At 64.1% G+C, this 21,796-nt stretch carries 23 protein-coding genes; 15 read left to right on the plus strand and 8 right to left on the minus strand.

Going from position 1 to position 21,796, the window contains the following annotated elements; all coding sequences use genetic code 11:
* Positions 1–19 precede the first annotated feature (19 nt).
* The gene (locus ACR0NB_RS03480) at positions 20–1,831 is read left to right on the plus strand and encodes an ABC-F family ATP-binding cassette domain-containing protein (RefSeq protein WP_480774945.1); all 1,812 of its coding nucleotides are present in this window, start codon (positions 20–22) and stop codon (positions 1,829–1,831) included.
* Between the two features lie 55 nt (positions 1,832–1,886).
* Here the strand turns inward: ACR0NB_RS03480 and ACR0NB_RS03485 are convergent, their stop codons facing one another.
* The gene (locus ACR0NB_RS03485) at positions 1,887–2,642 is read right to left on the minus strand and encodes a 3-hydroxyacyl-CoA dehydrogenase (RefSeq protein ID WP_480774946.1); all 756 of its coding nucleotides are present in this window, start codon (positions 2,640–2,642) and stop codon (positions 1,887–1,889) included.
* A 76-nt stretch (positions 2,643–2,718) separates the two neighbouring features.
* Positions 2,719–3,669 (minus strand): GlxA family transcriptional regulator, encoded by a 951-nt coding sequence (locus ACR0NB_RS03490; protein WP_480774947.1) that lies wholly within the window; start codon positions 3,667–3,669, stop codon positions 2,719–2,721.
* Between the two features lie 112 nt (positions 3,670–3,781).
* Between ACR0NB_RS03490 and ACR0NB_RS03495 the strand changes: the two genes are divergently transcribed.
* Positions 3,782–4,483, plus strand: a complete 702-nt coding sequence (locus tag ACR0NB_RS03495) for a GntR family transcriptional regulator (protein WP_480774948.1) — start codon at positions 3,782–3,784, stop codon at positions 4,481–4,483.
* Positions 4,484–4,529: 46 nt separating this feature from the next.
* Here ACR0NB_RS03495 and tyrS read toward each other — a convergent pair whose 3' ends face one another.
* Complete coding sequence (gene tyrS / locus ACR0NB_RS03500) at positions 4,530–5,780, minus strand: tyrosine--tRNA ligase (RefSeq protein ID WP_480774949.1); 1,251 nt, start codon at positions 5,778–5,780, stop codon at positions 4,530–4,532.
* Between the two features lie 63 nt (positions 5,781–5,843).
* Here tyrS and ACR0NB_RS03505 point away from each other — a divergent pair, with 63 nt between their 5' ends.
* The 3 genes from ACR0NB_RS03505 to ACR0NB_RS03515 all read left to right on the plus strand — a co-directional run bounded on the left by ACR0NB_RS03505 (position 5,844) and on the right by ACR0NB_RS03515 (position 8,036).
* Positions 5,844–6,965 carry an anhydro-N-acetylmuramic acid kinase gene (locus ACR0NB_RS03505; protein WP_480774950.1) on the plus strand — a complete coding sequence of 374 codons (1,122 nt, stop codon included), beginning with the start codon at positions 5,844–5,846 and terminating at the stop codon, positions 6,963–6,965.
* 76 nt (positions 6,966–7,041) lie between these two features.
* The gene (locus tag ACR0NB_RS03510) at positions 7,042–7,554 is read left to right on the plus strand and encodes an aggregation factor core (protein WP_480774951.1); all 513 of its coding nucleotides are present in this window, start codon (positions 7,042–7,044) and stop codon (positions 7,552–7,554) included.
* A 29-nt stretch (positions 7,555–7,583) separates the two neighbouring features.
* A complete protein-coding gene (locus tag ACR0NB_RS03515) occupies positions 7,584–8,036 on the plus strand; it encodes a TspO/MBR family protein (RefSeq protein ID WP_170402610.1) in 453 nt (150 codons plus the stop codon).
* 12 nt (positions 8,037–8,048) lie between these two features.
* Here the strand turns inward: ACR0NB_RS03515 and ACR0NB_RS03520 are convergent, their stop codons facing one another.
* Positions 8,049–9,590, minus strand: a complete 1,542-nt coding sequence (locus ACR0NB_RS03520) for a phospholipase D family protein (protein ID WP_480753416.1) — start codon at positions 9,588–9,590, stop codon at positions 8,049–8,051.
* Between the two features lie 90 nt (positions 9,591–9,680).
* Positions 9,681–10,100 carry a cupin domain-containing protein gene (locus tag ACR0NB_RS03525; protein WP_170358910.1) on the minus strand — a complete coding sequence of 140 codons (420 nt, stop codon included), beginning with the start codon at positions 10,098–10,100 and terminating at the stop codon, positions 9,681–9,683.
* A 66-nt stretch (positions 10,101–10,166) separates the two neighbouring features.
* Between ACR0NB_RS03525 and ACR0NB_RS03530 the strand changes: the two genes are divergently transcribed.
* From ACR0NB_RS03530 to ACR0NB_RS03560, 7 genes are all read left to right on the plus strand, one after another.
* Positions 10,167–11,585, plus strand: a complete 1,419-nt coding sequence (locus ACR0NB_RS03530) for a protein adenylyltransferase SelO (protein ID WP_480774952.1) — start codon at positions 10,167–10,169, stop codon at positions 11,583–11,585.
* A gap of 86 nt (positions 11,586–11,671) precedes the next feature.
* The gene (locus ACR0NB_RS03535; RefSeq protein ID WP_170363302.1) at positions 11,672–12,376 is read left to right on the plus strand and encodes an endonuclease/exonuclease/phosphatase family protein; all 705 of its coding nucleotides are present in this window, start codon (positions 11,672–11,674) and stop codon (positions 12,374–12,376) included.
* An 81-nt stretch (positions 12,377–12,457) separates the two neighbouring features.
* The gene (locus ACR0NB_RS03540) at positions 12,458–12,871 is read left to right on the plus strand and encodes a Fur family transcriptional regulator (protein ID WP_093962302.1); all 414 of its coding nucleotides are present in this window, start codon (positions 12,458–12,460) and stop codon (positions 12,869–12,871) included.
* 148 nt (positions 12,872–13,019) lie between these two features.
* Positions 13,020–13,904 carry a DMT family transporter gene (locus ACR0NB_RS03545; RefSeq protein WP_480774953.1) on the plus strand — a complete coding sequence of 295 codons (885 nt, stop codon included), beginning with the start codon at positions 13,020–13,022 and terminating at the stop codon, positions 13,902–13,904.
* 135 nt (positions 13,905–14,039) lie between these two features.
* Entirely contained in the window at positions 14,040–15,317 is a 1,278-nt protein-coding gene (gene eno, locus ACR0NB_RS03550; protein WP_170449767.1) for a phosphopyruvate hydratase, read from the plus strand.
* Positions 15,318–15,363: 46 nt separating this feature from the next.
* Entirely contained in the window at positions 15,364–15,906 is a 543-nt protein-coding gene (locus ACR0NB_RS03555) for a GNAT family N-acetyltransferase (protein WP_480774954.1), read from the plus strand.
* A 134-nt stretch (positions 15,907–16,040) separates the two neighbouring features.
* On the plus strand, positions 16,041–16,211 hold the full coding sequence (locus ACR0NB_RS03560; RefSeq protein ID WP_170338259.1) for a hypothetical protein: 171 nt from the start codon (positions 16,041–16,043) through the stop codon (positions 16,209–16,211).
* Here the strand turns inward: ACR0NB_RS03560 and ACR0NB_RS03565 are convergent.
* From ACR0NB_RS03565 to mazG, 3 genes are all read right to left on the minus strand, one after another.
* Positions 16,208–16,657: a GNAT family N-acetyltransferase gene (locus ACR0NB_RS03565; protein ID WP_170358922.1), complete on the minus strand. Its 450-nt coding sequence runs from the start codon at positions 16,655–16,657 to the stop codon at positions 16,208–16,210. The genes ACR0NB_RS03560 and ACR0NB_RS03565 overlap by 4 nt on opposite strands.
* The gene (locus ACR0NB_RS03570) at positions 16,654–17,595 is read right to left on the minus strand and encodes a nucleoside hydrolase (RefSeq protein ID WP_480774955.1); all 942 of its coding nucleotides are present in this window, start codon (positions 17,593–17,595) and stop codon (positions 16,654–16,656) included. Before ACR0NB_RS03570 ends, ACR0NB_RS03565 begins: the two co-directional genes overlap by 4 nt.
* Before the next feature lie 61 nt (positions 17,596–17,656).
* Positions 17,657–18,514, minus strand: coding sequence for a nucleoside triphosphate pyrophosphohydrolase (mazG, locus tag ACR0NB_RS03575; RefSeq protein WP_480774956.1), 858 nt, complete (start codon positions 18,512–18,514; stop codon positions 17,657–17,659).
* A 66-nt stretch (positions 18,515–18,580) separates the two neighbouring features.
* Between mazG and ACR0NB_RS03580 the strand changes: the two genes are divergently transcribed.
* The 3 genes from ACR0NB_RS03580 to speB (ACR0NB_RS03590) all read left to right on the plus strand — a co-directional run bounded on the left by ACR0NB_RS03580 (position 18,581) and on the right by speB (ACR0NB_RS03590) (position 21,774).
* A complete protein-coding gene (locus tag ACR0NB_RS03580) occupies positions 18,581–19,744 on the plus strand; it encodes a M20 aminoacylase family protein (RefSeq protein ID WP_480774957.1) in 1,164 nt (387 codons plus the stop codon).
* Positions 19,745–19,779: 35 nt separating this feature from the next.
* Complete coding sequence (gene speB, locus ACR0NB_RS03585; protein ID WP_480774958.1) at positions 19,780–20,757, plus strand: agmatinase; 978 nt, start codon at positions 19,780–19,782, stop codon at positions 20,755–20,757.
* A gap of 69 nt (positions 20,758–20,826) precedes the next feature.
* The gene (gene speB, locus ACR0NB_RS03590; RefSeq protein WP_480774959.1) at positions 20,827–21,774 is read left to right on the plus strand and encodes an agmatinase; all 948 of its coding nucleotides are present in this window, start codon (positions 20,827–20,829) and stop codon (positions 21,772–21,774) included.
* The last annotated feature ends 22 nt before the right edge of the window (positions 21,775–21,796 follow it).

A 21,796-nucleotide genomic window follows, 5' to 3' on the forward strand; every position in this document is an offset into this window, starting at 1 on the left:
GCCGGTTTAGCTGGCGCGTATGGCACGTATTCCTTTGTTGCAGATGTCCGGTATCTCGCTGACCTTCGGGGGCGAGCCGGTGTTTTCCGACCTGGACCTGGTGGTTCAGCCCGGCGACCGCGTTGCGCTGGTCGGGCGGAACGGCTCGGGCAAATCCACCCTGATGAAGGTCATGGCCGGTCTGGTCGAACCGGACCGGGGCGAGATCGTGGTGCCGCCCGGCAAATCCGTCGGCTACATGGAGCAGGACCCGACGATGGAGGGTTTTGCCACGCTGGGCGACTATGCGGCCAGCGGGCTTGAACCCGGCGAGCTGTACAAGGTGGAACGGGCCGGGGAAGGGTTGAAATTCGACCCCTCGCGCGCGGTTCAGACCGCCTCGGGCGGTGAAAGGCGGCGCGCGGCGCTGGCCAAGCTGATGGCCGAGGCCCCCGACCTGATGCTGCTGGACGAGCCGACCAACCATCTGGACATCGAGGCCATCGGCTGGCTTGAACGTGAACTGGGCGCGACACGGGCGGCCTTTGTCCTGATCTCGCATGACCGCGCGTTCCTGCGGGCGCTGACCCGGGCAACACTGTGGATCGACCGCGGTGTGGTTCGCCGGCAGGAGCAGGGGTTCGAGGCCTTCGAGGCCTGGCGCGACAAGATCTGGGAAGAGGAAGATCAGCAACGCCACAAGCTGGACCGGCTGATCAAATCCGAGGGGCGTTGGGCGGTCGAAGGGATCAGCGCCCGCCGCAAGCGCAACCAGGGCCGGGTGCGGGCGCTGCAGGCCTTGCGGGCCGAACGCGCGGCGCAGATCAAGCGTCAGGGCTCGGCGGCCATGTCCTTGGAGTCTGGTCCGAAATCCGGGCGCAAGGTGATCGAGGCGCGTGGCGTCAGCAAGGCGTTCGACGGCAAGCCCATCGTGCGCAACCTGGACCTGCTGGTACAGCGCGGCGATCGCGTGGCCTTTGTTGGCCCGAACGGCGTGGGCAAGACCACCGTTCTGAAGATGCTTCTGGGCGAGGTCGCGCCGGATGAAGGCGCCGTGAGCCTGGGCACCAATCTGGAAATCGCGGTCTTCGACCAGACCCGCGCGCAGCTGGACCCCGAGATGACCCTGTGGGACAGCCTGACCGGCGACCCCGAGATGCGAGTCTCGGGCAAGGCCGATCAGGTGATGGTGCGCGGCCAGCCCAAGCATGTGGTGGGGTACCTCAAGGAATTCCTGTTCGACGAGCGGCAGGCAAGAGCGGCCGTCAAGTCCTTGTCGGGCGGCGAAAAAGCGCGGTTGCTGCTGGCCAAGCTTATGGCGAAACCGTCGAACCTGCTGGTGCTGGACGAACCGACCAACGACCTGGATGTCGAGACACTGGACCTGTTGCAGGAGTTGCTGGACGACTATGACGGCACCGTGCTGCTGGTCAGTCACGACCGGGATTTCCTGGATCGTGTGGCGACCACTACGATCGCCATGGAGGGCAACGGCCGCGCGACGGTCTATGCAGGCGGCTGGTCGGACTATGTCGCGCAGCGCGGCGATATGGTCGAGAAAAAGACTGAGAAATCAAAAGAGAACAAGCCGAAGGTCAAGCAGGAAGCCAAGCCGAAAGCCGGCCTGTCCTTTTCCGAAAAGCACCGGCTCGAGAAGCTGCCCGCCGAGATCGCGCGGCTGGAAGCCGAGATCGCCAAGCTGGAGGAGCTGATGTCGGACCCCGAGCTGTTCACCCGCGAGCCGGTGAAGTTCCAGAAGGCGACTGAGGCCCTTGTCGAGCGGCAGGAGAAGCTGGCCGCCGCCGAGGAGGAATGGCTGGAACTGGAAGAAAAGGCCGAGGCCGGGGCCTAGCCAGGCTCGACCCAAGGCGCGGGCAGATCGGCTCTGCCCACGCCATGCGGTCATGTCAGCGCATGCGCAGGGCGCCGTCGATGCGGATGACTTCGCCGTTCAGATAGCCCATCTCGACGATGAACCCGGCCAGCCGGCCGTATTCGCGCGGGTCGCCCAAGCGGGCGGGGTTGGGCACGTCGGCGGCCAGCTGCTGCTGCACCTCTTCGGGCAGGCCGGCCAGCATCGGCGTCATGAAGATGCCGGGCGCGATGGTCATCACCCGGATACCGGTCGATGCCAGATCGCGCGCCATCGGCAGGGTCATGCCCACGACACCGCCCTTGGACGCCGCATAGGCCGCCTGACCCTTTTGCCCGTCAAACGCGGCAATCGAGGCGGTGTTGATGATCACACCACGCGCGCCATCCGACTCGGGCGCGTTCTTGGCCATCTCGGCGGCGGCCAGGCGCGACACGTTGAAGGTGCCCACCAGGTTGATGTCGATGGTGCGCTGAAAGGCGTCCAGCGGGTGCGGGCCGTCCTTGCCGACGGTCTTGATGCCATAGGCGATGCCGGCACAGTTCACGCAGGCGGTGATCTTGCCCATCTTGTCCATCGCCAGCGCAATGGCCGCGGCCACCGAGTTCTCGTCCGTCACGTCGGTCTGGGCGAAATGTCCGCCGATCTCGGTCGCGACCTGCGCGCCACGCTCGGCATCGCGGTCGAGGATGGTGACCTGCGCGCCGTTCTCGGCAAAGTAACGTGCGGTGGCCTCTCCGAGGCCCGAGGCGCCGCCGGTGATGACGGCGGCGGTGGTGGACAATTGCATGGCGGGCTCCTCCCCAGTGATCTGAACGTTCGTTCAAATAATCCGAGATGGCCCGTCCTGTCCAGTCGGCAGTGACTCAGTCCAGCCGGCTGCGCTGCTGCATCGGGGTGACGCCAAAGGCGGCGCGGTACACGCGTGAAAAATGGCCCGGGCTTTCAAAGCCGCAGGCAAAGGCTACGTCGGTGACCGAGGATTCGGTCTGCAACAACAGGTTGCGCGCGCGGTCCAGCCGCAGTTCCATGAAGTATTTCTTGGGCGAGGCGTTGAGGTATTTGCCGAAGAGCCGTTCCAGCTGGCGGGTCGAGATGCCGATCTGTTCGGCGATCACCGCCGGCGAGATCGGGTCGTTGATGCGGTCGGCCATGATCTGGATCGCCTTGGCCAGATGCGCGTTGCGCATGCCGTTGCGCGATTGCAGCGACACTCGCTGATCGGCGGTCGCGTTGCGCACGGCGTTGTAGACCATCTGGTCGGCCACCGCGATCGACAGGTCCTGCCCGTGGTCGCGCTCGATCAGGTGCAGCATCAGGTCGGCCGTCGCCGTGCCGCCCGAGGCGGTCATGTGCTTTTCATCGGCCACGAAGACGCTGCGCACGAGGTTAACGTCCGGGAAAGCCTCCATAAAGGCGTCGTGATATTCCCAGTGGATCGCCGCCTGCATCCCGTTCAGGAACCCGGCCTCGGCCAGCAGCCATGCGCCCGAACACAGCGCCCCGATGGCCGTACCGCGCGCCCGTTCGCGGCGCAGCGCGGCCAGCAGGGGGCGGCTGACGTGATCGCGCATGTGAATGCCCGACAAAACGAAGATCTGGTCGCATTTCGGCAGGTCCGCCAACCCGCCATGCACCAGTGTCACGGACCCGTTCGAACACACCGCCTGCGCGCCGTCCTCCGAGGCGAAGGACCAGCGGTACAGCTCCGCGCCGTTGACCCAGTTGGCGATCCGCAGCGGCTCGACCGCGCAGGAGAAGGCCAGGTGCGAGAACTCGGGAACGAGGATGAAACAGAAGTGTTGCGGGCGGGTCATGCGCTCAGTCCATCATGGGCGGTCAGACTGATTGTGTACAATTTGCATTTTATCGGGCAAGAGCAGAGGCGACATCCTGGGTGTCGCGATTCGACCAAAGCGAAAGTTGGGGATGAAAGACGACACGAAAAGCCGCAAGGCGGCGCTGGCCGCGCATCTGAAGGCGGCGGTGATGACGCTGAAACTGCGCCCCGGCGATGACCTGGACGAGGCGCAGCTGTCCGAGGCGTTCGGCCTGTCGCGCACGCCCCTGCGCGAAGTGTTCCGGCATCTGGCCGGGCTGGGCTATCTTGAACTGCGAGAAAACCGGGGCGCGCGGGTGTCGCAGATGTCCTACGCCACGCTGCGCGATTTCTTTCTGGTGGCGCCGATGATCTATGGCGCGGTGCTGCGGCTGGCGGCGCAGAACGCCACGGGCGACCAGATCGACCGGTTGAAAGCGGCGCAGGCGGCGTTTCGGGAAACCTTGCGGGCGGGCTCGGCCGAAGATCGCGCGCTGGCCAACAACCAGTTCCACGAAATCACCGGTGAGATGGCGGCGAATGTCTACCTGCTGCCGTCGTTTCAGCGGCTGCTGATCGACCATGCGCGCATCGGCATGACCTTCTACCGCCCGGGTCAGGCCGGGATGGGCGAAAGCCTCGATCTGGCCTGCGCCCAGCATGACGCCATCATCGCCGCGATCGAGGCGCGTGACGAGGCGGCGGCAGGGCAGTTGGCGGCCGATCACTGGGCGCTGTCGCGCGATCAGATCGAGCTGTTCGTGACGCCGGCCGGTCTGGACCTGCCGCTGGGCTCGGTCGAACGCGGATAGAAAAACGGCCGCCCGAAGGCGGCCGTCGTGTACGGTGTCAGGCGGTTCAGGCCAGCTGCACCAGCGCGTGCCGCTTCTTGCCCGCGCTCAGCTTGATGGGCGAGGACAAGGCCGCCGCGTCGATCATCAGCCCCGCATCGGTCAGCGGCGCGTCGTCCAGACGGGCGCCGTTTTCCGAAATCAGGCGCTTGGCCTCCTTGCCCGATTTCGCCAGGCCCGACTTCACGATCAGCTGCACGACCGAGATGCCGTCGCCCAGATCCTCGGCGGTCAGGGTCAGGGTGGGCAGGTCGTCGCCCACGCCGCCCTTTTCGAACACCTCGCGCGCGGTGGCCTCCGCCTTGGCCGCGGCCTCGGCCCCGTGCAGCAGGGTCGTCACCTCGTTGGCCAGACGGATCTTGGCCTCGTTGATCTCGGACCCTTGCAGCGCGCCCATGCGGTCGCATTCGTCTACGGGAAGCTCGGTGAAGATCTTCAGGAAACGGCCCACGTCGGCGTCGGTGGTGTTGCGCCAGAACTGCCAGAACTCGTAAGGCGACAGCATGTCGCCGTTCAGCCAGATGGCGCCGCCCTGGCTTTTGCCCATCTTGCGCCCGTCGCTGGTGGTCAGCAGGGGCGTGGTCAGGCCATAGATCTCATGATCCAGCACGCGTCGGGTCAGGTCGATGCCATTGACGATGTTGCCCCACTGGTCCGATCCACCCATCTGCAGGATGCAGCTGTAACGACGGTTCAGCTCCAGAAAGTCATAGGCCTGCAGGATCATGTAGTTGAACTCGAGGAACGACAGGGATTGCTCCCGGTCCAGCCGCGATTTCACCGATTCAAAGGATAGCATCCGGTTGACCGAGAAATGCCGCCCGATGTCCCGCAGGAAATCGAGGTAGTTCAGGTCGTCCAGCCATTCGGCATTGTTCAGCATCAGCGCGCCGGTGCCGCTGTCGTCATAAGACAGGTACTTGTCGAACACCTTCTGCATGCCGGCGATGTTGGCGTCGATTTGCTCGGGGCCCAGCAGGGGGCGTTCGTCCGAGCGGAAAGACGGATCGCCCACCTTGGTGGTGCCGCCCCCCATCAGGGTGATCGGCTTGTGCCCCAGCTTCTGGAACCAGCGCAGAACCATGATGTTCATCAGATGCCCGACATGCAGGGACTGGGCGGTGGCGTCATACCCGATATAGGCTGTCTGCACCCCGCTTGTCAGAGCATCGTCAAGGCCCTGATAATCGGTGCAATCGGCCAGAAAGCCGCGCTCGATCATCGTGGCGATGAAATCCGATTTGGGGTGATACGTCATGTCTTGCCTCGGGGTTGAATTGCGGGGCACGTTATAGGCGGCGAACGAGGGAAGGAAAAGGCCATGAATAAGGCCCGAGGCAAAGTTGGGGCAGTGCGGGCACTGGGGGCCATGTCGGGCACCTCGCTCGATGGGGTCGACGCGGCGGTGGTGGAAACCGACGGGCGGCAGATCCTGCGGTTCGGCGACAGTGCCTACCGGCCCTATACCGAGGACGAGCGCAAGCTGCTGCGCGCCGCGCTGGGAAAATGGAGCGGCCCCGAGGTGCACGCCGCCGAAGACCTGGTGACCCGCGCCCATGCCGAGTTGCTGTCGGAATTCGAGGACGTGGAGCTGATCGGCTTTCACGGCCAGACCCTTGCGCATGAGCCGCGGGGAAAGGGCACGTTGCAGGTGGGCGATGGCGAAGGGCTGGCGGTCGCGCTGGGTGTGCCCGTGGTCTGGGATTTCCGCAGCGATGACGTGGCCATGGGCGGCGAGGGCGCGCCACTGGCGCCGTTCTTCCACTTTGCCTGCGCAAAATATGTCGGGGCGACGGCGCCCTTGTGCTTTCTGAACCTGGGCGGTGTCGGCAACCTGACGTATGTGGACCCGTCCTTTGACGGGCCCGAGGCGCCCGGTGCGCTGCTGGCCTTTGACACCGGCCCGGCCAATGCGCCGATCGACGATCTGGTGCAGGCGCGGCTGGGCCTGCCCATGGACCGCGACGGCGCGCTGGCCCGGCAGGGCACAGTCGAGACCGGAGCGCTGGAGCTGTTTCTGGCCGAGCCCTATTTCAACCGTCTGCCGCCCAAATCTCTGGACCGCAACGATTTCGCCGAGATGATCGGACTGGTGAAGGAATTGAGCGACGCTGACGCCGTCGCCACCCTGACAGGAATGAGCGCCGCCGGGGTGGTGCAGGGGATGGAGCATTGTCCCAAACAGCCCGCGCAGGTGCTGGTCACCGGCGGCGGGCGTAAGAACCCGGTCTTGATGGAGATGTTGCGCGTGGCGCTGGACTGCCCGGTCGATCCGGTCGAGGCCGTGGGGCTGGATGGCGACATGCTCGAGGCGCAGGCTTTTGCCTATTTGGCGGTGCGTGTCGCGCGGGGAATGCCGACCTCTTGCCCGGGCACCACCGGGGTCAAGGCGTTGGTTGGCGGGGGAACGGTCAGCCGGGTGTCGCAGGGCGCACCGCGCTGAAACGCGGCGAAAAATGATCCTGCCAAGGCGCTCGGGCGTAATTGTAGCAGTAGCCACAACAATGCCGGAGATGAAGATGATCGGTTCCCTTGTCAAAAATGCGGCCGGTTGTGCCGCCGCGTTCATGCTCGCAGTGCCCGCCATGGCTGATGTGCAGGTTGAGTTCGTCGAGGGAGCGCCAAAGGACCGCTTCGTGCTTCGCAACGCCAGCGATTGCAGCCTGTCTGCTGCAACGGTGCGTCTGGATTTGTCCTCGTCGCAGGGCGGGCTGATCTTTGATGTCACCGGCGCGGGGGCAGGGGTTGAAGTGTTTCAGCCCTTTGAAATGGTTTCGGGGTCCGAGTATCTGAACGGGCTGCCTCAGGTTCAGGACGGGCAGTCGATGGTCGATCTGGACATTCGCGCCATGCCGCCCGGTGCGGAAATCGCCTTCACGATCGATGTGGATGACACAGGCGGCGGACGAGAGATCACCGTTTCGGGGGCCGAGATACAGGGTGCGACGGTCTCTTTGGAAGGCGCGCAGAACCCGCCGCGTGGCGTCTTTTCCTCGGCGGCCCGCGCGGCTATACCGGTCGGGACCTGCTGAGCGGCAGTGCACCTGCGGATGGAACCGGCATGACCAAGACCCTGACACGTATCGCATTTCTGGTTCTGGTACTGGGTGGCGGCATACTGATCGGCACTCTGACGGGGCCGGGTGAGTGGTACGCGAACCTGAACAAACCGGTCTTCAACCCCCCGGGCTGGGTATTCGGCCCGGTCTGGACGGTTCTGTACGTGCTGATCGCGATGGCGGGATGGCGGCAGTTCGAACGCGACCGGGGATCGCCCGCAATGCGCCTGTGGTGGGCGCAGCTTGGCCTGAACTTCCTGTGGTCGCCCGCCTTCTTCGTGCTGCACCAACCCTGGCTGGCATTGGTAGTGATCCTGGCGCTTCTGGTGGTGATTGTTCTGTTCATCACACGTGTCCGCCCGGTGGATCGCGTTTCGGCTTGGGCGTTCGTGCCCTATCTGGCATGGGTGGCGTTTGCGACCGTTCTGAACCTGTCGATCGCGGTCCTGAACTGACGCCAGCGGTGGTCAGAGCATCCACTCGACCGGCAGCCATCTGACGACGGCGGCTAGGCCGCGCTGGAACCGAGAGGTGTTCGGGTCGGTCTCAAAGGTCGTGGTCGTCCCGTCCTTGGTCTGCTGAACCCAGACCAGCCCACCGTCATCATCCATCTCGACGCGATAGGCAAATTCCGGCTTGTCCAGTTGCCGGGCCAGATCTGTCGCGATCGTGGGGCTCTCGATCAGCAGCCCCATCTCGGTGTTCAGCCGGGCCGAACGCGGGTCCAGATTGTATGAGCCGATGAAGATCCGTTTGCCATCCGAGCCAAACACCTTTGCATGCAGGCCCGAGGCGGAGCCCGCAAGAATTTCGGGCAGGCTGCGTTCCTTGTGCTCGTCGCGCAACGCGCGCAGCTCCAGCAACTGAACCCCGCTTGCCAGCAGGTCGTCGCGATAGGCCATGTAGGCTGCATGAACCGGCATCACATCGGTCGCGTCCAGTGAATTGGTCAGGACCCGGACTTTGACCCCGGATGACGCCAGCCGTTCGAGCAGCTCGGCCCCGCGGGGACCGGGAATGAAATAGGCTGAGACCAGATCGAGCGAAGTCTCCGAGCTTTCGGCAAAGGTGATGAGACGCTCGACCATGAGGTTCTCGTCCTCGACCTCTCCAAGCCCCTTGGCCGGGTCATCGACAAAAAGTTCGACCGCGCTCCATTCGAACGGCAGATCGCGGGCGGCGATGCGGTCGGCCAGTTCATTGTCGCGGATTGCCTTTTGGTATCCGGCCCCGGCCGCGGTCTGACGCGCGGCCTCGGCCAGTACTTTCAGGCTTGGGTCGGTCGCAGCGGGCAGGAACAACGCGGCATCATAGGCTGATCCGCTGTTCCAGTAGGCATCGAACGACTCGGCCACCTCGTCCACGATCGGACCGATCGCGATGGTATCGACATCCAGATAATGCGTCCCGGCCCCGTAGTCGAAATAAATGTCGCCGATGTTTCGGCCCCCGACAATCGTGGCCACACCATCCACCGTCATGGACTTGTTATGCATGCGGCGGTTCAACCGGCCGAAATCGAACACATAGGACAGCAGCTTGGGATTGCGCAGCGTGAACGGGTTGAAGATGCGGACATGGGCCGTTGGCATGGCATCCAGTTCAGCCAGAAGCGGGTCCAGCCCCGAGATGCCGTTGTCATCGACCAGAAGGCGCACGCGCACGCCGCGTTCCGCCGCCGCACGCAATTCGTCCAGCAACATCAGGCCGGTCACGTCATCCTGCCAGATGTAGTATTGGGCATCTATGGACGAGACCGCCTCACGCGCGAGAATGGCGCGGGCAGCAAATGCGGTATGCCCCTGACCAAGGGGGCGGACGCCGTCCAGTCCGGGGTTGCGCTGCATCGCCGGCTCGATGGCTTGGCCCAGCGGACCAGTCCAATCCGCGGGTTGGCGGTATGTCCGCTCCGAGAAATTGGTCTCGGGCAGCGGAAAAGCCAACCGCATCCCAAGCACGCCCAGGCCGAGGATCACAGCCACGGTCACCAAAGTCTTGATCAGCCGCATCGCGCCCTCGTCTTTGCCCAATCATACACACGCGAACCTTGCCGCATCGGGCAGGGCAAGTTCAAGCATGGTTCGGCAGGGGCTTGAGGTTTAGTTCCTGGGAATGTCGAACTCCGGCGGCGCCAATTCGAACCCGTCGAACTGGAACCCGGGCGAGACGACGCAGCTGACCAGCGTGTAGTCCCCGGTGCTGCGGGCAGCCTGCCAATGCCCGGCGGGTACGATGACCTGCGGCGCGCCCGCGCTCAGGTCAGGGGACAGCATGTGATCGCTTGCCGGTCCAGTATCGGTTTCGCTGATCGACAGGATCAGCGGCGCGCCGGCGTGAAACAGCCAGATCTCGGTTGCATCGACCCGGTGCCAGTGGCTGGCCTCGTCCCGTTTCAGAAGGAAATAGATGCAAGTCGCGGTGGGGCGGCCTGTGTTGTCTGCGCGCCAGGTCTCGGCATACCAGCCGCCTTCGGGGTGGGGCTGCAGTTGCAGGTGGTCGATGATCTGGTCGGCGGTCATGGCGGGCCTTTCACGGCGATGGGATTTGGTGCTGGCAATACTGCGCACAGATCATATGTTTGCGCCATGACCCTGACGATCCCCTTTGACAATTCCTATGCCCGGCTGCCCAGCGCCTTTTATGCGCGCCAGTCGCCCGAACCTGTGCGCGCGCCGCGGCTAGTGGCTTTCAATGACGATCTGGCGCAGGTGCTGGGCATTTCGCCCGGTGACGCGCAGGACATGGCCCAAGTGTTTGCGGGCAATGCCCTGCCGGACGGGGCCGAGCCGCTGGCGCAGCTGTATTCCGGCCACCAGTTCGGCAACTACAACCCGCAGCTGGGCGACGGGCGCGCGGTGCTGTTGGGCGAGGTGGTGGGCACGGACGGGATTCGCCGCGACATTCAGCTCAAGGGCTCGGGGCGCACGCCGTTTTCGCGACAGGGGGACGGGCGGGCCTGGCTGGGGCCGGTTCTGCGCGAATATGTCGTGTCCGAGGCGATGCATGCGCTGGGCATTCCCACCACGCGCGCCTTGGCGGCGGTAGAAACTGGCGAGGTCGTGCTGCGCGAGGGCCCGATGCCCGGCGCGGTGCTGACGCGCGTTGCGCAAAGCCATCTGCGGGTGGGCACGTTCCAGGTGTTCGCCGCACGCGGCCAGATCGCCGACCTGCAGCGGCTGACCGACTATGCCATCGCGCGCCACTACCCGGGCGCCGTCGGGCCGATGGGCCTGCTACGCGCCGTGCGTGACACGCAGTCCGCGCTGATCGCGCAGTGGATGGCGGTGGGCTTCATCCACGGGGTGATGAACACCGACAACTGCGCCATTTCGGGCGAAACCATCGACTATGGCCCCTGCGCCTTCATGGACAGCTATCACCCGAACACCGTCTACAGCTCGATCGACCGGATGGGGCGCTATGCCTATTCCAACCAGCCCGAGATTGCGGTGTGGAACCTTGCACAGCTTGCGACGGCGCTGATCCAGCAGATCGAGGACAAGCAGGCCGCCGTGGAAGAGGCGACCGAGATAGTCCATGCGATGCCCGATTTGATGCAGCAGCACTGGCTGCGGCGGTTCCGGGCCAAGATCGGCCTGACCACCGAGGAGGACGGCGACCTTGCGCTGATCTCGGACCTGCTGACGCGGATGGCGCAGAATCAGGCCGATTTCACCAATACCTTCCGCGCGCTGGGCGGCGATGCGGCGCGGGACCAATTCACCGATCCGGCGGCTTTTGACAGCTGGGCCGAGGGGTGGCGCGCGCGACTGACGCGCGAGGCGGACCCGGCCGCGGTGATGCACGCGGCCAACCCCGCCTTCATCCCGCGCAACCACCGGGTCGAACAGATGATCCAGGCCGCCGTTCGGGGCGACTATGCCCCGTTCCACCGGCTGAACGCAGTGTTGGCCCGGCCCTATGACGACCAGCCCGACGCCGCCGACCTGAGGCGCCCGCCCACGCAGGACGAGGTGGTGCATGCCACCTTTTGCGGCACCTGAGCGGGTTTCGGCATCTGTGCTGAACTATCGGCTTGCGTCCGGGCGCGATCCTGCGAATCCTGACGGAGTACAACCGTAGAAAACCGATGACCACTTTGCCCAAGCTGCGCCTTGCCAGCTACAACATCCAGAAATGCGTCGGACTGGATCTGCGACGCCAGCCGCAGCGCATCCTGCAGGTGCTGGATCGGCTGGGCGCCGATATCGTGGTGCTGCAAGAGGCCGACAAACGCTTGCCGCCGCGGCCGGCGGCGCTGCCGCATTTCATGCTGGACGAGGCCGGGTGGAAGATCGTTGATCTGGGGGGGGCGGGCAGTCTGGGCTGGCATGGCAACGCGGTGATCTGGCGGGGCGACCACATTCAGGTGCGCCGCGCCGCGCATCACGATCTGCCGGGGCTAGAGCCGCGCGGGGCGGTCCGGGTCGAGTTCGACACCCATATCGGGCCTTTGCGGGTGATGGGAATGCATCTGGGTCTGTTCTCGGCGTGGCGCCGTCAGCAGATCATCCACCTGCGGCAGGACGGCCGCGCGCTGGACCGGATGCCAACCGTCTGGGCAGGGGATTTCAACGAATGGTCGCGCCAGCCGATCCTTGACCGTCTGGCCCCCGACATGCGGTTCCTGCCGCCAGTACCCAGCTTTCCCGCCGCGCAACCTCTGGGCGCGCTCGACCGGATCGCGCTGGGCGGCGGGCTCGAGGCGCTGGCCCACGGCGTGCATGGGGAACGGCCCGCGCATATCGCCTCGGACCACCTGCCGGTCTGGGCCGATCTGCGGCTGGCGGGCTAAGGCGCAGCGGGCGCAAATCACAGTGGCGAAATCCGCGCGGACGTACTAAGACAGAAACCCGAACGGATTCTGGGGGATGACATGGCGGACACGATCATCGCGCGTTGCGAAGCCAAAGGCCTGCGCATGACCGGCCAGCGTCGGACCATCGCGCAGGTACTGCAGGACAGTGATGATCATCCCGATGTCGAGGAACTGTACGCCCGCGCCTCGGCTCTGGATGCGGGCATTTCGATCGCAACCGTCTATCGCACCGTCAAACTGTTCGAAGAGGCCGGGATTCTCGAACGGCTGGAATTCGGCGACGGGCGTGCGCGCTATGAGGACGCCGAGCGCGACCACCACGATCACCTGATCGACATGAACTCGGGCGAGGTGATTGAATTCGTGGACCCCGAGATCGAAGCCCTGCAGGAAAAGATCGCCTCGAAGCTGGGCTATCGCCTGAAAGGTCATCGGCTGGAGTTGTACGGAGTTCCGCTGGACAAGGATTGATCCGGCCGGGACACATCACCAAAAGCGATTGGTCATCTAAAATCTATTCATGATTCCAAGCCCTCTTCGCGCTTGCCACGGCGGCGCGATCCGGGTCTTCTGAGTTGCGACGCGGCAATTAGGCCCTCCGAAATCAATAGGCAACGACATGAACAACGCGAACGGTATCCTGCTGGTCATCGGCGCTATGGCCGCCTTCACGCTTGAGGACATGTTCATCAAGCATTTGTCGGTCACCGTGCCGACCGGTCAGGTCATGATCTTGTTGGGGCTGTTCTGCGCGCTAGTCTTTGCCGCTATGGCCATCGTGACACGCAAACCGATCTTTGACTCGGCCGCTTGGCAACCGCTGTTCGTGATCCGGGCGTGCACCGAGGCGGTCGGGGCGCTGAGTTTTGTTACCGCCTTGTCCCTTGTCGACCTGTCGACCGTTGCGGCCGTGTTCCAGGCGATGCCGCTAGTGGTCACGATGGGGGCCGCGCTTTTCCTGCGCGAACAGGTCGGCTGGCGCCGTTGGAGCGCAATCGGTGTCGGGTTTATCGGCGTTCTGATGATCATCCGCCCCGGTCTGGACGGGTTTCGGCCCGAGGCTCTGTTCGTGGTGGCCAGCGTCATCGCCATTGCCGCGCGGGACCTGATCACCCGTCGGCTGGACGCGCGGGTGGCCTCGGCCGTGGTGGCGCTGCAGGCCTACGCGGCGGTCGCAATTGCCGGCGGCGTGCTGATGCTGACCTCGGCGCAGCCTCTGGCGCCGCTGCAGATGGGGCAGATCGGACCCTATTTCGGTGCCGTTGGTTTTGGTGTTCTAGGCTATCTGGGGATCGTGACCGCAATGCGCGTGGGCGAGGCCTCGGCCCTGACGCCGTTCCGCTATACGCGGCTGCTGTTTTCGATCTTGGCAGGGATGTGGATGTTCGGCGAACGGCCGGACCTGATGACCATGATCGGCGCGTCGCTGATCATCGGGTCGGGCATGTACACGTTCATCCGCGAACGGCGCATTGCGCGGGCCATGGCTCCGGCGGTCTGCTGACCTGTTGGCGCAAACACGCCGCTGTTGGCGCTAAAGGCCGGAAAATATGCGTGTTAGCGATAACGGACCCGGTTTACTTTTCCCCGCGTGCTGGTATGAGGCATGCAACCGAACGCATTTTCAGGGACCGGTATCATGAGCACCATCATCGACATCCACGCACGCGAAATCCTGGACAGCCGGGGCAACCCCACCGTCGAGGTGGACGTGGTTCTGGAAGACGGCACCATGGGCCGGGCCGCCGTGCCTTCGGGCGCATCGACCGGCGCCTATGAGGCGGTGGAAAAGCGCGATGGCGACAAGTCCCGTTACATGGGCAAGGGCGTGCTCGAAGCCGTGGCCGCCGTGAACGGCGAGATCGCCGAAGAGCTGGTGGGCTTTGACGCGACCGAGCAGGTGGCGATCGACGCCGCCATGATCGAGCTGGACGGCACCCCGAACAAGGGCCGCCTGGGCGCCAACGCCATTCTGGGCGTGTCGCTGGCCGTGGCCAAGGCGGCGGCGGATTTCACCACCCAGCCGCTCTATCGCTACGTGGGGGGCACCTCGGCGCGGGTTCTGCCGGTGCCGATGATGAACATCATCAATGGCGGCGAACATGCCGACAACCCGATCGACATCCAGGAATTCATGATCATGCCCGTGGCCGCCAGCAACATCCGCGAGGCGGTGCGCATGGGGTCGGAAGTGTTCCACACTCTGAAAAAGGAACTGTCGGCCGCCGGGCTGGCCACCGGTGTCGGCGACGAGGGCGGGTTTGCCCCCAACATCGCCTCGACCCGCGAGGCACTGGATTTCATCCTCAAGTCGATCGAGAAGGCGGGCTACAAGCCGGGTGACGAGATCTACCTGGCGCTCGATTGCGCCGCCACCGAGTATTACAAGGACGGCAAATACGTCCTGTCGGGCGAGGGCAAGACCCTCAGCAGCGACGAGAACGTGGCCTATCTGGCAGCCCTGGTGAACGACTATCCGATCATCTCGATCGAGGATGGCATGTCCGAGGATGACTGGGACGGCTGGAAGGCGCTGACCGACGAGCTGGACGGCAAGGTGCAGCTGGTAGGTGACGACCTGTTCGTGACCAACCCCGCGCGTCTGGCCGAAGGGATCGAGAAGGGCTGCGCCAACTCGATGCTGGTCAAGGTGAACCAGATCGGTTCGCTGACCGAGACCCTGCGCGCCGTGGATATGGCCCACCGGGCCGGCTATACCAACGTGATGTCGCACCGCTCGGGCGAGACCGAGGACGCCACCATCGCCGATCTGGCTGTGGCGACCAACTGCGGTCAGATCAAAACCGGCTCGCTGGCGCGGTCGGACCGGCTGGCCAAGTACAACCAGCTGATCCGCATCGAGGAAACGCTGGGCGAGGTCGCGGAATACGCGGGGCGTTCGATCCTTCGCAAGTAGGCCGCAAGCTGTTAGGCTGGCCCCCGACATTGGCCGGGGGTCCGTCATGCTAATTATCGTTGAACCAGAAACGCCGGACCAGTTCGATGCTGTCCGGCGTTTGTGTTGGGAATATCACGCCTATCTGCTGACGCTGGATGAACGGTCGCGACAGGTCGTGAACACGTTCTATCCACCCGAGAAATATGCAGCCGTTCTGTCCGCCATCGAGGTCGAGCATATGCCGCCCAAGGGCGGGACGCGGCTGGCGATGCTGGACGGGCAGGCGGTGGGCTGCGGGATGTTTCAGACGATCGGTCCGGGTATCGCTGAGATCAAGCGCGTGTTCGTGATCGATGACGCTCGGGGCACTGGTGCGGGGTGTGCGATCATGCAGGCGCTGATCGCTCAGTGCCGCAAGGACGGGTTTGAGATGATCCGGATGGACACCGGAAAACCGCTGGAAGCGGCGACTCGGCTGTATCTGTCTCTGGGGTTCAAGCTGCGCGATGCCTATTCGGATATACCCGAGATCGCCCAAGGTCAGCTGTTGTTCTTCGAAATGTCACTGGCGGACGACTCTGCCGAACCCGATGGAATTGCAGGGTAATCTCCCTTTTCCCCCGAGTTTAGGGCAGGCAGGGAGAAAAAATGCAAACATAAATGTGATTATGTGTGAACTTGTTCCTACAAGTGCGACGTTGTCGGGCGTAGCTTGACGGTACAGCAGAAAAGGAGAACGTGATGTCCGCTTCAAGAATCCTTCTCGTTATTTCCGTGCTTTCCGTCGGGGTTCTGGCGGCCTGCGCAGGGCCTGACACCTACCCGATCACCGGCGAGCCGGTGTCGCAGAACGATCCGGTGCAAGAGATGTACTACAATCCCGGGCTGATCTTCCGCGGTGAGTCACGCTAGAGCTTTTTGCTCATCAACATGTAACGGTCGCGCGGTTTGAAACCGGTCCTAAGGTAGAGTTTCTGCGCGGCCTCGTTGGTTCGATCCACTTCCAGATGCAGGGCCGTCAGGCCGGCACCCGCCAGCGCTTTGGGCAAGTCCAATAGAACCTCGGTGGCGATTCCGCGGCCGCGAATGGCGGGCCGGATGTAGATTTCATCGACGAACCCGTCCATCCCCCCGAACTCGACCGACCAACCGAAGGTCAGGATGATGTAGCCCAACGGTGCGCGCGACGGGCCGATCAGATAAATACAGCCATGCGGGATGCCTTCCAGCAGCGGCGTCAGCGCATCGCGCCTTTGGTCGGGGTCCTGTTCGATCCCGGCCTCAGCGTGAAAGGCGGCGACCAGGCCCATCAGGCGATCAAGGTCCTCGGGACGGGCAAGGCGCAGAGCGGCACTCATAGCCGCGCCAGCCGTTCGGTCAGCAAGGCAAAGAACCCGTCGGCGTCCACGTCGCCGATGAACAGCGCGTTGGGCTTGCGGTCGGTGACGCCCCACCAGTCGGCGACGGTCATGCCGAGCGTGAGGTCCGACTGGGTTTCGATCTCGACGTTCACATGGCGGCCCGAGAACAATTCGGGGCGGATCAGATAGGCGGTCACGCAGGGATCGTGCAGGGGCGCGCCCTCGCTTCCGTATTTTTCCTTGTCAAAACGTTCGAAGAAATCGGTCATCTCGGCCACTGCGATTCCAACCTTGGTGCCAAGGGCGCGGAAGGCGTCGTTGCGCGGTTTGGTAACCAGCGCCTTGTGCGTCACGTCCAGCGGCATCACCACGATCGGAACGCCGGATTTGAACACGATATCAGCGGCCTCGGGGTCGACATGAATGTTGAATTCGGCGGTGGGTGTGATGTTTCCGACTTCGAAGTAAGCGCCACCCATCAGCACGATTTCCTGTACGCGCCCGATGATGCCGGGCGCCTTCTGAAAGGCCGTGGCGATGTTTGTCAGCGGCCCCAGCGGGCAGAGTGTTACGGTGCCGGGATCCTGCGCGCGCAGAGTGTCGATAATGAAATCGACGCCATGCCCCTCGGCCAACGGCATCTGCGGGTCAGGCAGGATGGGGCCGTCCAGCCCAGTCTTGCCATGCACGTGCTCGGCGGTGATCAGAGGACGTTTCAACGGGCGGTCGCACCCGGCAAAGACCGGAATGTCGGTGCGCCCGGCCAGTTCGCAGACGATGCGCGCATTCTTTGCAGTCAGCTCCAGCGGCACGTTCCCGGCGACGGCGGTGATGCCCAGCACCTCGATTTCGTCTGGGCTGGCCAGCGCCAGCAGGATGGCGACGGCGTCGTCCTGTCCGGGGTCGGTGTCGATGATGATCTTGCGCGCGGTCATGGGGCCTCCGGGGTCTTGAATGGCGGACACTGGCAAGCGCGGCCCGGCTTGTCCAGCGGTTTCAGGCCCCCGTTCCGGTGGCCCCCGGCGGGAGTTTGCCATTTGCCCGGTGTTCTTCGGTTTTCACCGCGTCCCACAGGGCGTCCATCTCTTCCAGCGTGCTGTCTGACGGCGTCTTGCCACGAGCGGCCAGCCGGGCTTCGACCTGTTCGAACCGGCGGGTGAACTTGGCGTTGGTGCGGCGCAGCGCGGCCTCGGGCTCGACGCCCAGATGGCGACCGAGATTGACGATCACGAAGAGCAGGTCGCCGAATTCATCCTCGAGCGCGTCGGCGTCCATCTGGTCGCGCGCCTCGGTCAGTTCGGCGGCTTCTTCGGTGATCTTGTCCAGTACATGGCCGGCATGTGGCCAGTCGAAGCCCACCCGCGCGGCGCGTTTCTGCAGCTTGTAGGCGCGCAGCAGGGCGGGCAGGTTGGCGGCCACCCCGTCCAGAGCGCCTTTCTGTTCCTTGCCCGCGCGCTCGGCGGCCTTGATCGCTTCCCAGTCGCGGGTCTGCTGTTCGGCGGACTTGTCGCGGGACTCGTCGCCGAACACATGCGGGTGGCGGTCGACCATCTTGTCCGACATGGTGCGCACCACGTCCTGAAAGGTGAAATGCCCAGCCTCTTCAGCCATTTGCGCGTGAAAGACGGATTGAAACAGCAGGTCTCCCAACTCGCCCTTCAGCTCGTCCCAAGCCTCACGTTCGATGGCGTCGGCGACCTCGTAAGCCTCTTCGATCGTGTAGGGGGCAATGGTGGCGAAATCCTGTTCGATATCCCACGGGCAGCCGGTTTCCGGGTCGCGCAGGCGGCGCATGATTTCCAGCAGCCGCTCGATTCCGGCGTCGGTATCGTGGATCAGTGGATTTTCAGCCATTGCGAAGCCCCTTGTTCCGGTGTCAGATGCATCCATCCCGCAGCTTGGATCAGGAGTCCACCCCCGATGCCCGTCGTCAACCGTATCGCCGACTACGCCGCCGACATGGCCGAATGGCGCCAGCACCTGCACACGATCCCGGAACTGGAGTTCGACTGCCACCAGACCGCCGCCTTCGTGGCCGAGCGGCTGCGCGAGTTCAGCGTGGACGAATTGCACGAAGGCATCGCACAGACAGGGATCGTGGCGATCATCAACGGGCAGAGCGATGGCCCCACGATCGGGCTGCGCGCCGACATGGATGCGCTGCCGATCGCTGAGGAAACGGGTGTGGACTATGCCTCGAAAACTCCCGGCATGATGCATGCCTGCGGGCATGACGGGCACACGACCATGCTGCTGGGCGCGGCGCGGTACCTGGCCGAGACGCGGAATTTCCGCGGCCGGGTGGCGTTGCTGTTCCAACCCGCCGAGGAAGAGGGCGGCGGCGCCGATATCATGGTCAAAGAGGGCGTGATGGACCGGTTCGACATCGCCGAAGTCTATGCGCTGCACAATGCGCCGGGCTTTGCCGAGGGCGCGTTCTATACCACGCCCGGGCCGATCATGGCGGCGGTCGATACGTTCGACATCCACATTCAGGGCGTGGGTGGCCACGGCGCCATGCCGCACGAGACGCGCGACCCGGTCATGGCCGCCTGCGGAATCGCCCAGGCGATCCAGACCATCGTCAGCCGCAACCACTATGCGCTGGACGACCTGGTGATCTCGGTCACCCAGATCCACACCGGGACCGTGAACAACGTGATCCCCGACACCGCCTATCTGAACGGCACCGTCCGCACTTTCGATCCGGCGGTGCAGAAGATGGTGATGACCCGGCTTGAGGAAATCGTGCAGGGGCAGGCGGCTTCCTACGGGGTCACGGCGACGCTGGATTATGTCGTCGGCTATCCGGCCACGGTCAACGATGCGGACAAGACCGGTTTCGCCGCTGAGGTGGCGCGCGAAGTCTCGGGCGCCGATCGGGTGATCGCCGAAGCCGGGCGCGAGATGGGGGCCGAAGATTTCTCGTACATGCTGCAGGAACGTCCGGGCGCCTATCTGTTCCTGGGGCAGGGCGACGGGCCGGGGCTGCATCACCCCAAGTACAATTTCAACGACGAGATCGCACCGGTGGGTGCCTCGTTCTTTGCGCGCATCGTCGAAAAGGCGCAGCCGTTGACCTGACGGTCCGGTCGATATCAGGGAGGAAACGGGCCAAAATGGCATTGGAAGACGCAAAAAATCAGGTCGATGAGGCCTTTACCAACCCCGACCTGAAGGGGTTGAGCTATGAAAACACCTTTGGCGGAGCCACGTCCTTTCTGCGGCGGCTGTACACCAAGGACCTGACCGGTGCCGATATCGCGGTAACCGGCGTGCCGTTCGATCAGGCGGTGACCAACCGCCCCGGAACCCGTCTGGGCCCGCGCGCGATCCGTGAGGCCAGCGCCCTGCAATCGCCCGATGCGCCCTATGGCTGGCCCTTCGATGCGCTCAGCGAGCTGGCGATCATCGACTATGGCGACATGGCCTATGATTATGCCAACATTCCCGCCTTTCCCGACACGCTGACCAATCATATCCGCACCATTCTGGCGGCGGATGTGGCCTCGGTCACGCTGGGGGGCGACCACTATATCAGCTTTCCGATCCTCAAGGCCTATGCTGAGAAATACGGCCCGATGTCGCTGTTGCAGTTCGACGCCCATACCGACACCTGGGCCGATGACGACATGAGCCGGGTGGACCACGGCACCATGTTCTACAAGGCGGTGAAGTCGGGGATCGTGGATCCGAAACGCTCTGTCCAGGTGGGGATCCGCACCACCAACGAGGACACGCTGGGCGTCAACATCATCGACGCGCGCGAGGTCTATGAATCCGGCCCCGCCGCCGTGGCGCAGAAGATCAAGGGCATTTTGGGCGACAGTCCTGTCTATCTGAGCTTTGACATCGACGGGCTGGACCCGGCCTTTGCCCCCGGCACCGGCACGCCGGTCTGGGGTGGACTCAGCTCGATCCAGGCGCAGATCATCCTGCGCGACATCTCCGGGATCAACATCAAGGGCGGCGACGTGGTCGAGGTGTCTCCGCCGTATGATACGTCCGGTGCAACGGCGATCGCGGGGGCGCATGTGGCGACCCAGATCATCTGCCTGCTGGGATGGACCAAGCTGGCGAAAGACGGGCGGCTTTAACCATTGGTTAGCCATGGTTTTGCTATGGCCGGTATCAGGTGAACCAACGGGACAGGGGGCGCGCACGCCATGAGCCAATACAACCAACCCATCAGCGGCAATGATCTGGCGCGGTTTTCCGGGCCGAACACCTTCATGCGGTTGCCCGCGGCCGATACGCTGGCGGGGCTGGACGTGGCGGTGCTGGGCGTGCCGATGGACATCGGAACCTCATGGCGGTCGGGTACCCGGTTCGGCCCCAAGCAGATCCGCGCCGAAAGCGCGATGATCCGGCCCTACAACATGGCCACCTTCGCCGCGCCTTTCGACAGCCTCCAGATCGCCGATATCGGAGATCTGGCGATCAACACCTTCTCGCTGGCCGACAGCCTTCGGATCATCAAGGAAAGCTATGACGCGATCCTGGCGCAGGGCGTGATCCCGGTGGCGATGGGGGGCGATCATTCGATCACCCTGCCGATTCTGCGGGCGGTTGCCGCGAAACACGGGCCCGTTGCCCTGGTGCATGTGGACGCCCATGCCGACGTCAATGATGAGATGTTCGGCGAGCGCGAAACCCACGGAACCGTCTTCCGCCGCGCGTATGAAGAGGGGCTGATCGTGCCCGACAAGACTTTTCAGGTCGGTATCCGCGGCTCGGGCTATGCGGCCAGCGATTTCACCGAGGCCAAGGGTTGGGGGTTCCGGCAGTTTCCTGCGTGGGAGTTGTGGCAACAAAACCTGACCCAGATCGGGGCGTTGATCCGCAAGGAAATCGGCAAGCATCCGGTTTATGTCACCTACGACATCGACAGCCTGGACCCGGCCTATGCCCCCGGCACCGGCACGCCCGAGATCGGCGGACTGACCACGCCGCAGGCGCTGCAGCTGATCCACGCGCTTGGGGGCATGAACGTGGTGGGCTGCGACCTGGTCGAGGTCTCACCGCCCTATGATCCGTCGGGCAACACTGCGCTGACGGCGGCCAACCTTCTGTTCGAGCTGCTGTGCATCCTGCCCGGTGTGACGCCACGGTAGGCGGGGCCGACAGGTCTTGCCC

The organism is Ruegeria sp. CG3 (genome assembly GCF_056537205.1).

Excerpts from the sequence above, each read along its gene's own strand:
- ACR0NB_RS03480 (WP_480774945.1), top strand. The coding sequence starts at position 20 with ATGGCACGTATTCCTTTGTTGCAGATGTCCGGTATCTCGCTGACCTTC.
- ACR0NB_RS03485 (WP_480774946.1), bottom strand. The coding sequence starts at position 2,642 with ATGCAATTGTCCACCACCGCCGCCGTCATCACCGGCGGCGCCTCGGGC.
- ACR0NB_RS03490 (WP_480774947.1), bottom strand. The coding sequence starts at position 3,669 with ATGACCCGCCCGCAACACTTCTGTTTCATCCTCGTTCCCGAGTTCTCG.
- ACR0NB_RS03495 (WP_480774948.1), top strand. The coding sequence starts at position 3,782 with ATGAAAGACGACACGAAAAGCCGCAAGGCGGCGCTGGCCGCGCATCTG.
- tyrS (WP_480774949.1), bottom strand. The coding sequence starts at position 5,780 with ATGACGTATCACCCCAAATCGGATTTCATCGCCACGATGATCGAGCGC.
- ACR0NB_RS03505 (WP_480774950.1), top strand. The coding sequence starts at position 5,844 with ATGAATAAGGCCCGAGGCAAAGTTGGGGCAGTGCGGGCACTGGGGGCC.
- ACR0NB_RS03510 (WP_480774951.1), top strand. The coding sequence starts at position 7,042 with ATGATCGGTTCCCTTGTCAAAAATGCGGCCGGTTGTGCCGCCGCGTTC.
- ACR0NB_RS03515 (WP_170402610.1), top strand. The coding sequence starts at position 7,584 with ATGACCAAGACCCTGACACGTATCGCATTTCTGGTTCTGGTACTGGGT.
- ACR0NB_RS03520 (WP_480753416.1), bottom strand. The coding sequence starts at position 9,590 with ATGCGGCTGATCAAGACTTTGGTGACCGTGGCTGTGATCCTCGGCCTG.
- ACR0NB_RS03525 (WP_170358910.1), bottom strand. The coding sequence starts at position 10,100 with ATGACCGCCGACCAGATCATCGACCACCTGCAACTGCAGCCCCACCCC.
- ACR0NB_RS03530 (WP_480774952.1), top strand. The coding sequence starts at position 10,167 with ATGACCCTGACGATCCCCTTTGACAATTCCTATGCCCGGCTGCCCAGC.
- ACR0NB_RS03535 (WP_170363302.1), top strand. The coding sequence starts at position 11,672 with ATGACCACTTTGCCCAAGCTGCGCCTTGCCAGCTACAACATCCAGAAA.
- ACR0NB_RS03540 (WP_093962302.1), top strand. The coding sequence starts at position 12,458 with ATGGCGGACACGATCATCGCGCGTTGCGAAGCCAAAGGCCTGCGCATG.
- ACR0NB_RS03545 (WP_480774953.1), top strand. The coding sequence starts at position 13,020 with ATGAACAACGCGAACGGTATCCTGCTGGTCATCGGCGCTATGGCCGCC.
- eno (WP_170449767.1), top strand. The coding sequence starts at position 14,040 with ATGAGCACCATCATCGACATCCACGCACGCGAAATCCTGGACAGCCGG.
- ACR0NB_RS03555 (WP_480774954.1), top strand. The coding sequence starts at position 15,364 with ATGCTAATTATCGTTGAACCAGAAACGCCGGACCAGTTCGATGCTGTC.
- ACR0NB_RS03560 (WP_170338259.1), top strand. The coding sequence starts at position 16,041 with ATGTCCGCTTCAAGAATCCTTCTCGTTATTTCCGTGCTTTCCGTCGGG.
- ACR0NB_RS03565 (WP_170358922.1), bottom strand. The coding sequence starts at position 16,657 with ATGAGTGCCGCTCTGCGCCTTGCCCGTCCCGAGGACCTTGATCGCCTG.
- ACR0NB_RS03570 (WP_480774955.1), bottom strand. The coding sequence starts at position 17,595 with ATGACCGCGCGCAAGATCATCATCGACACCGACCCCGGACAGGACGAC.
- mazG (WP_480774956.1), bottom strand. The coding sequence starts at position 18,514 with ATGGCTGAAAATCCACTGATCCACGATACCGACGCCGGAATCGAGCGG.
- ACR0NB_RS03580 (WP_480774957.1), top strand. The coding sequence starts at position 18,581 with ATGCCCGTCGTCAACCGTATCGCCGACTACGCCGCCGACATGGCCGAA.
- speB (WP_480774958.1), top strand. The coding sequence starts at position 19,780 with ATGGCATTGGAAGACGCAAAAAATCAGGTCGATGAGGCCTTTACCAAC.
- speB (WP_480774959.1), top strand. The coding sequence starts at position 20,827 with ATGAGCCAATACAACCAACCCATCAGCGGCAATGATCTGGCGCGGTTT.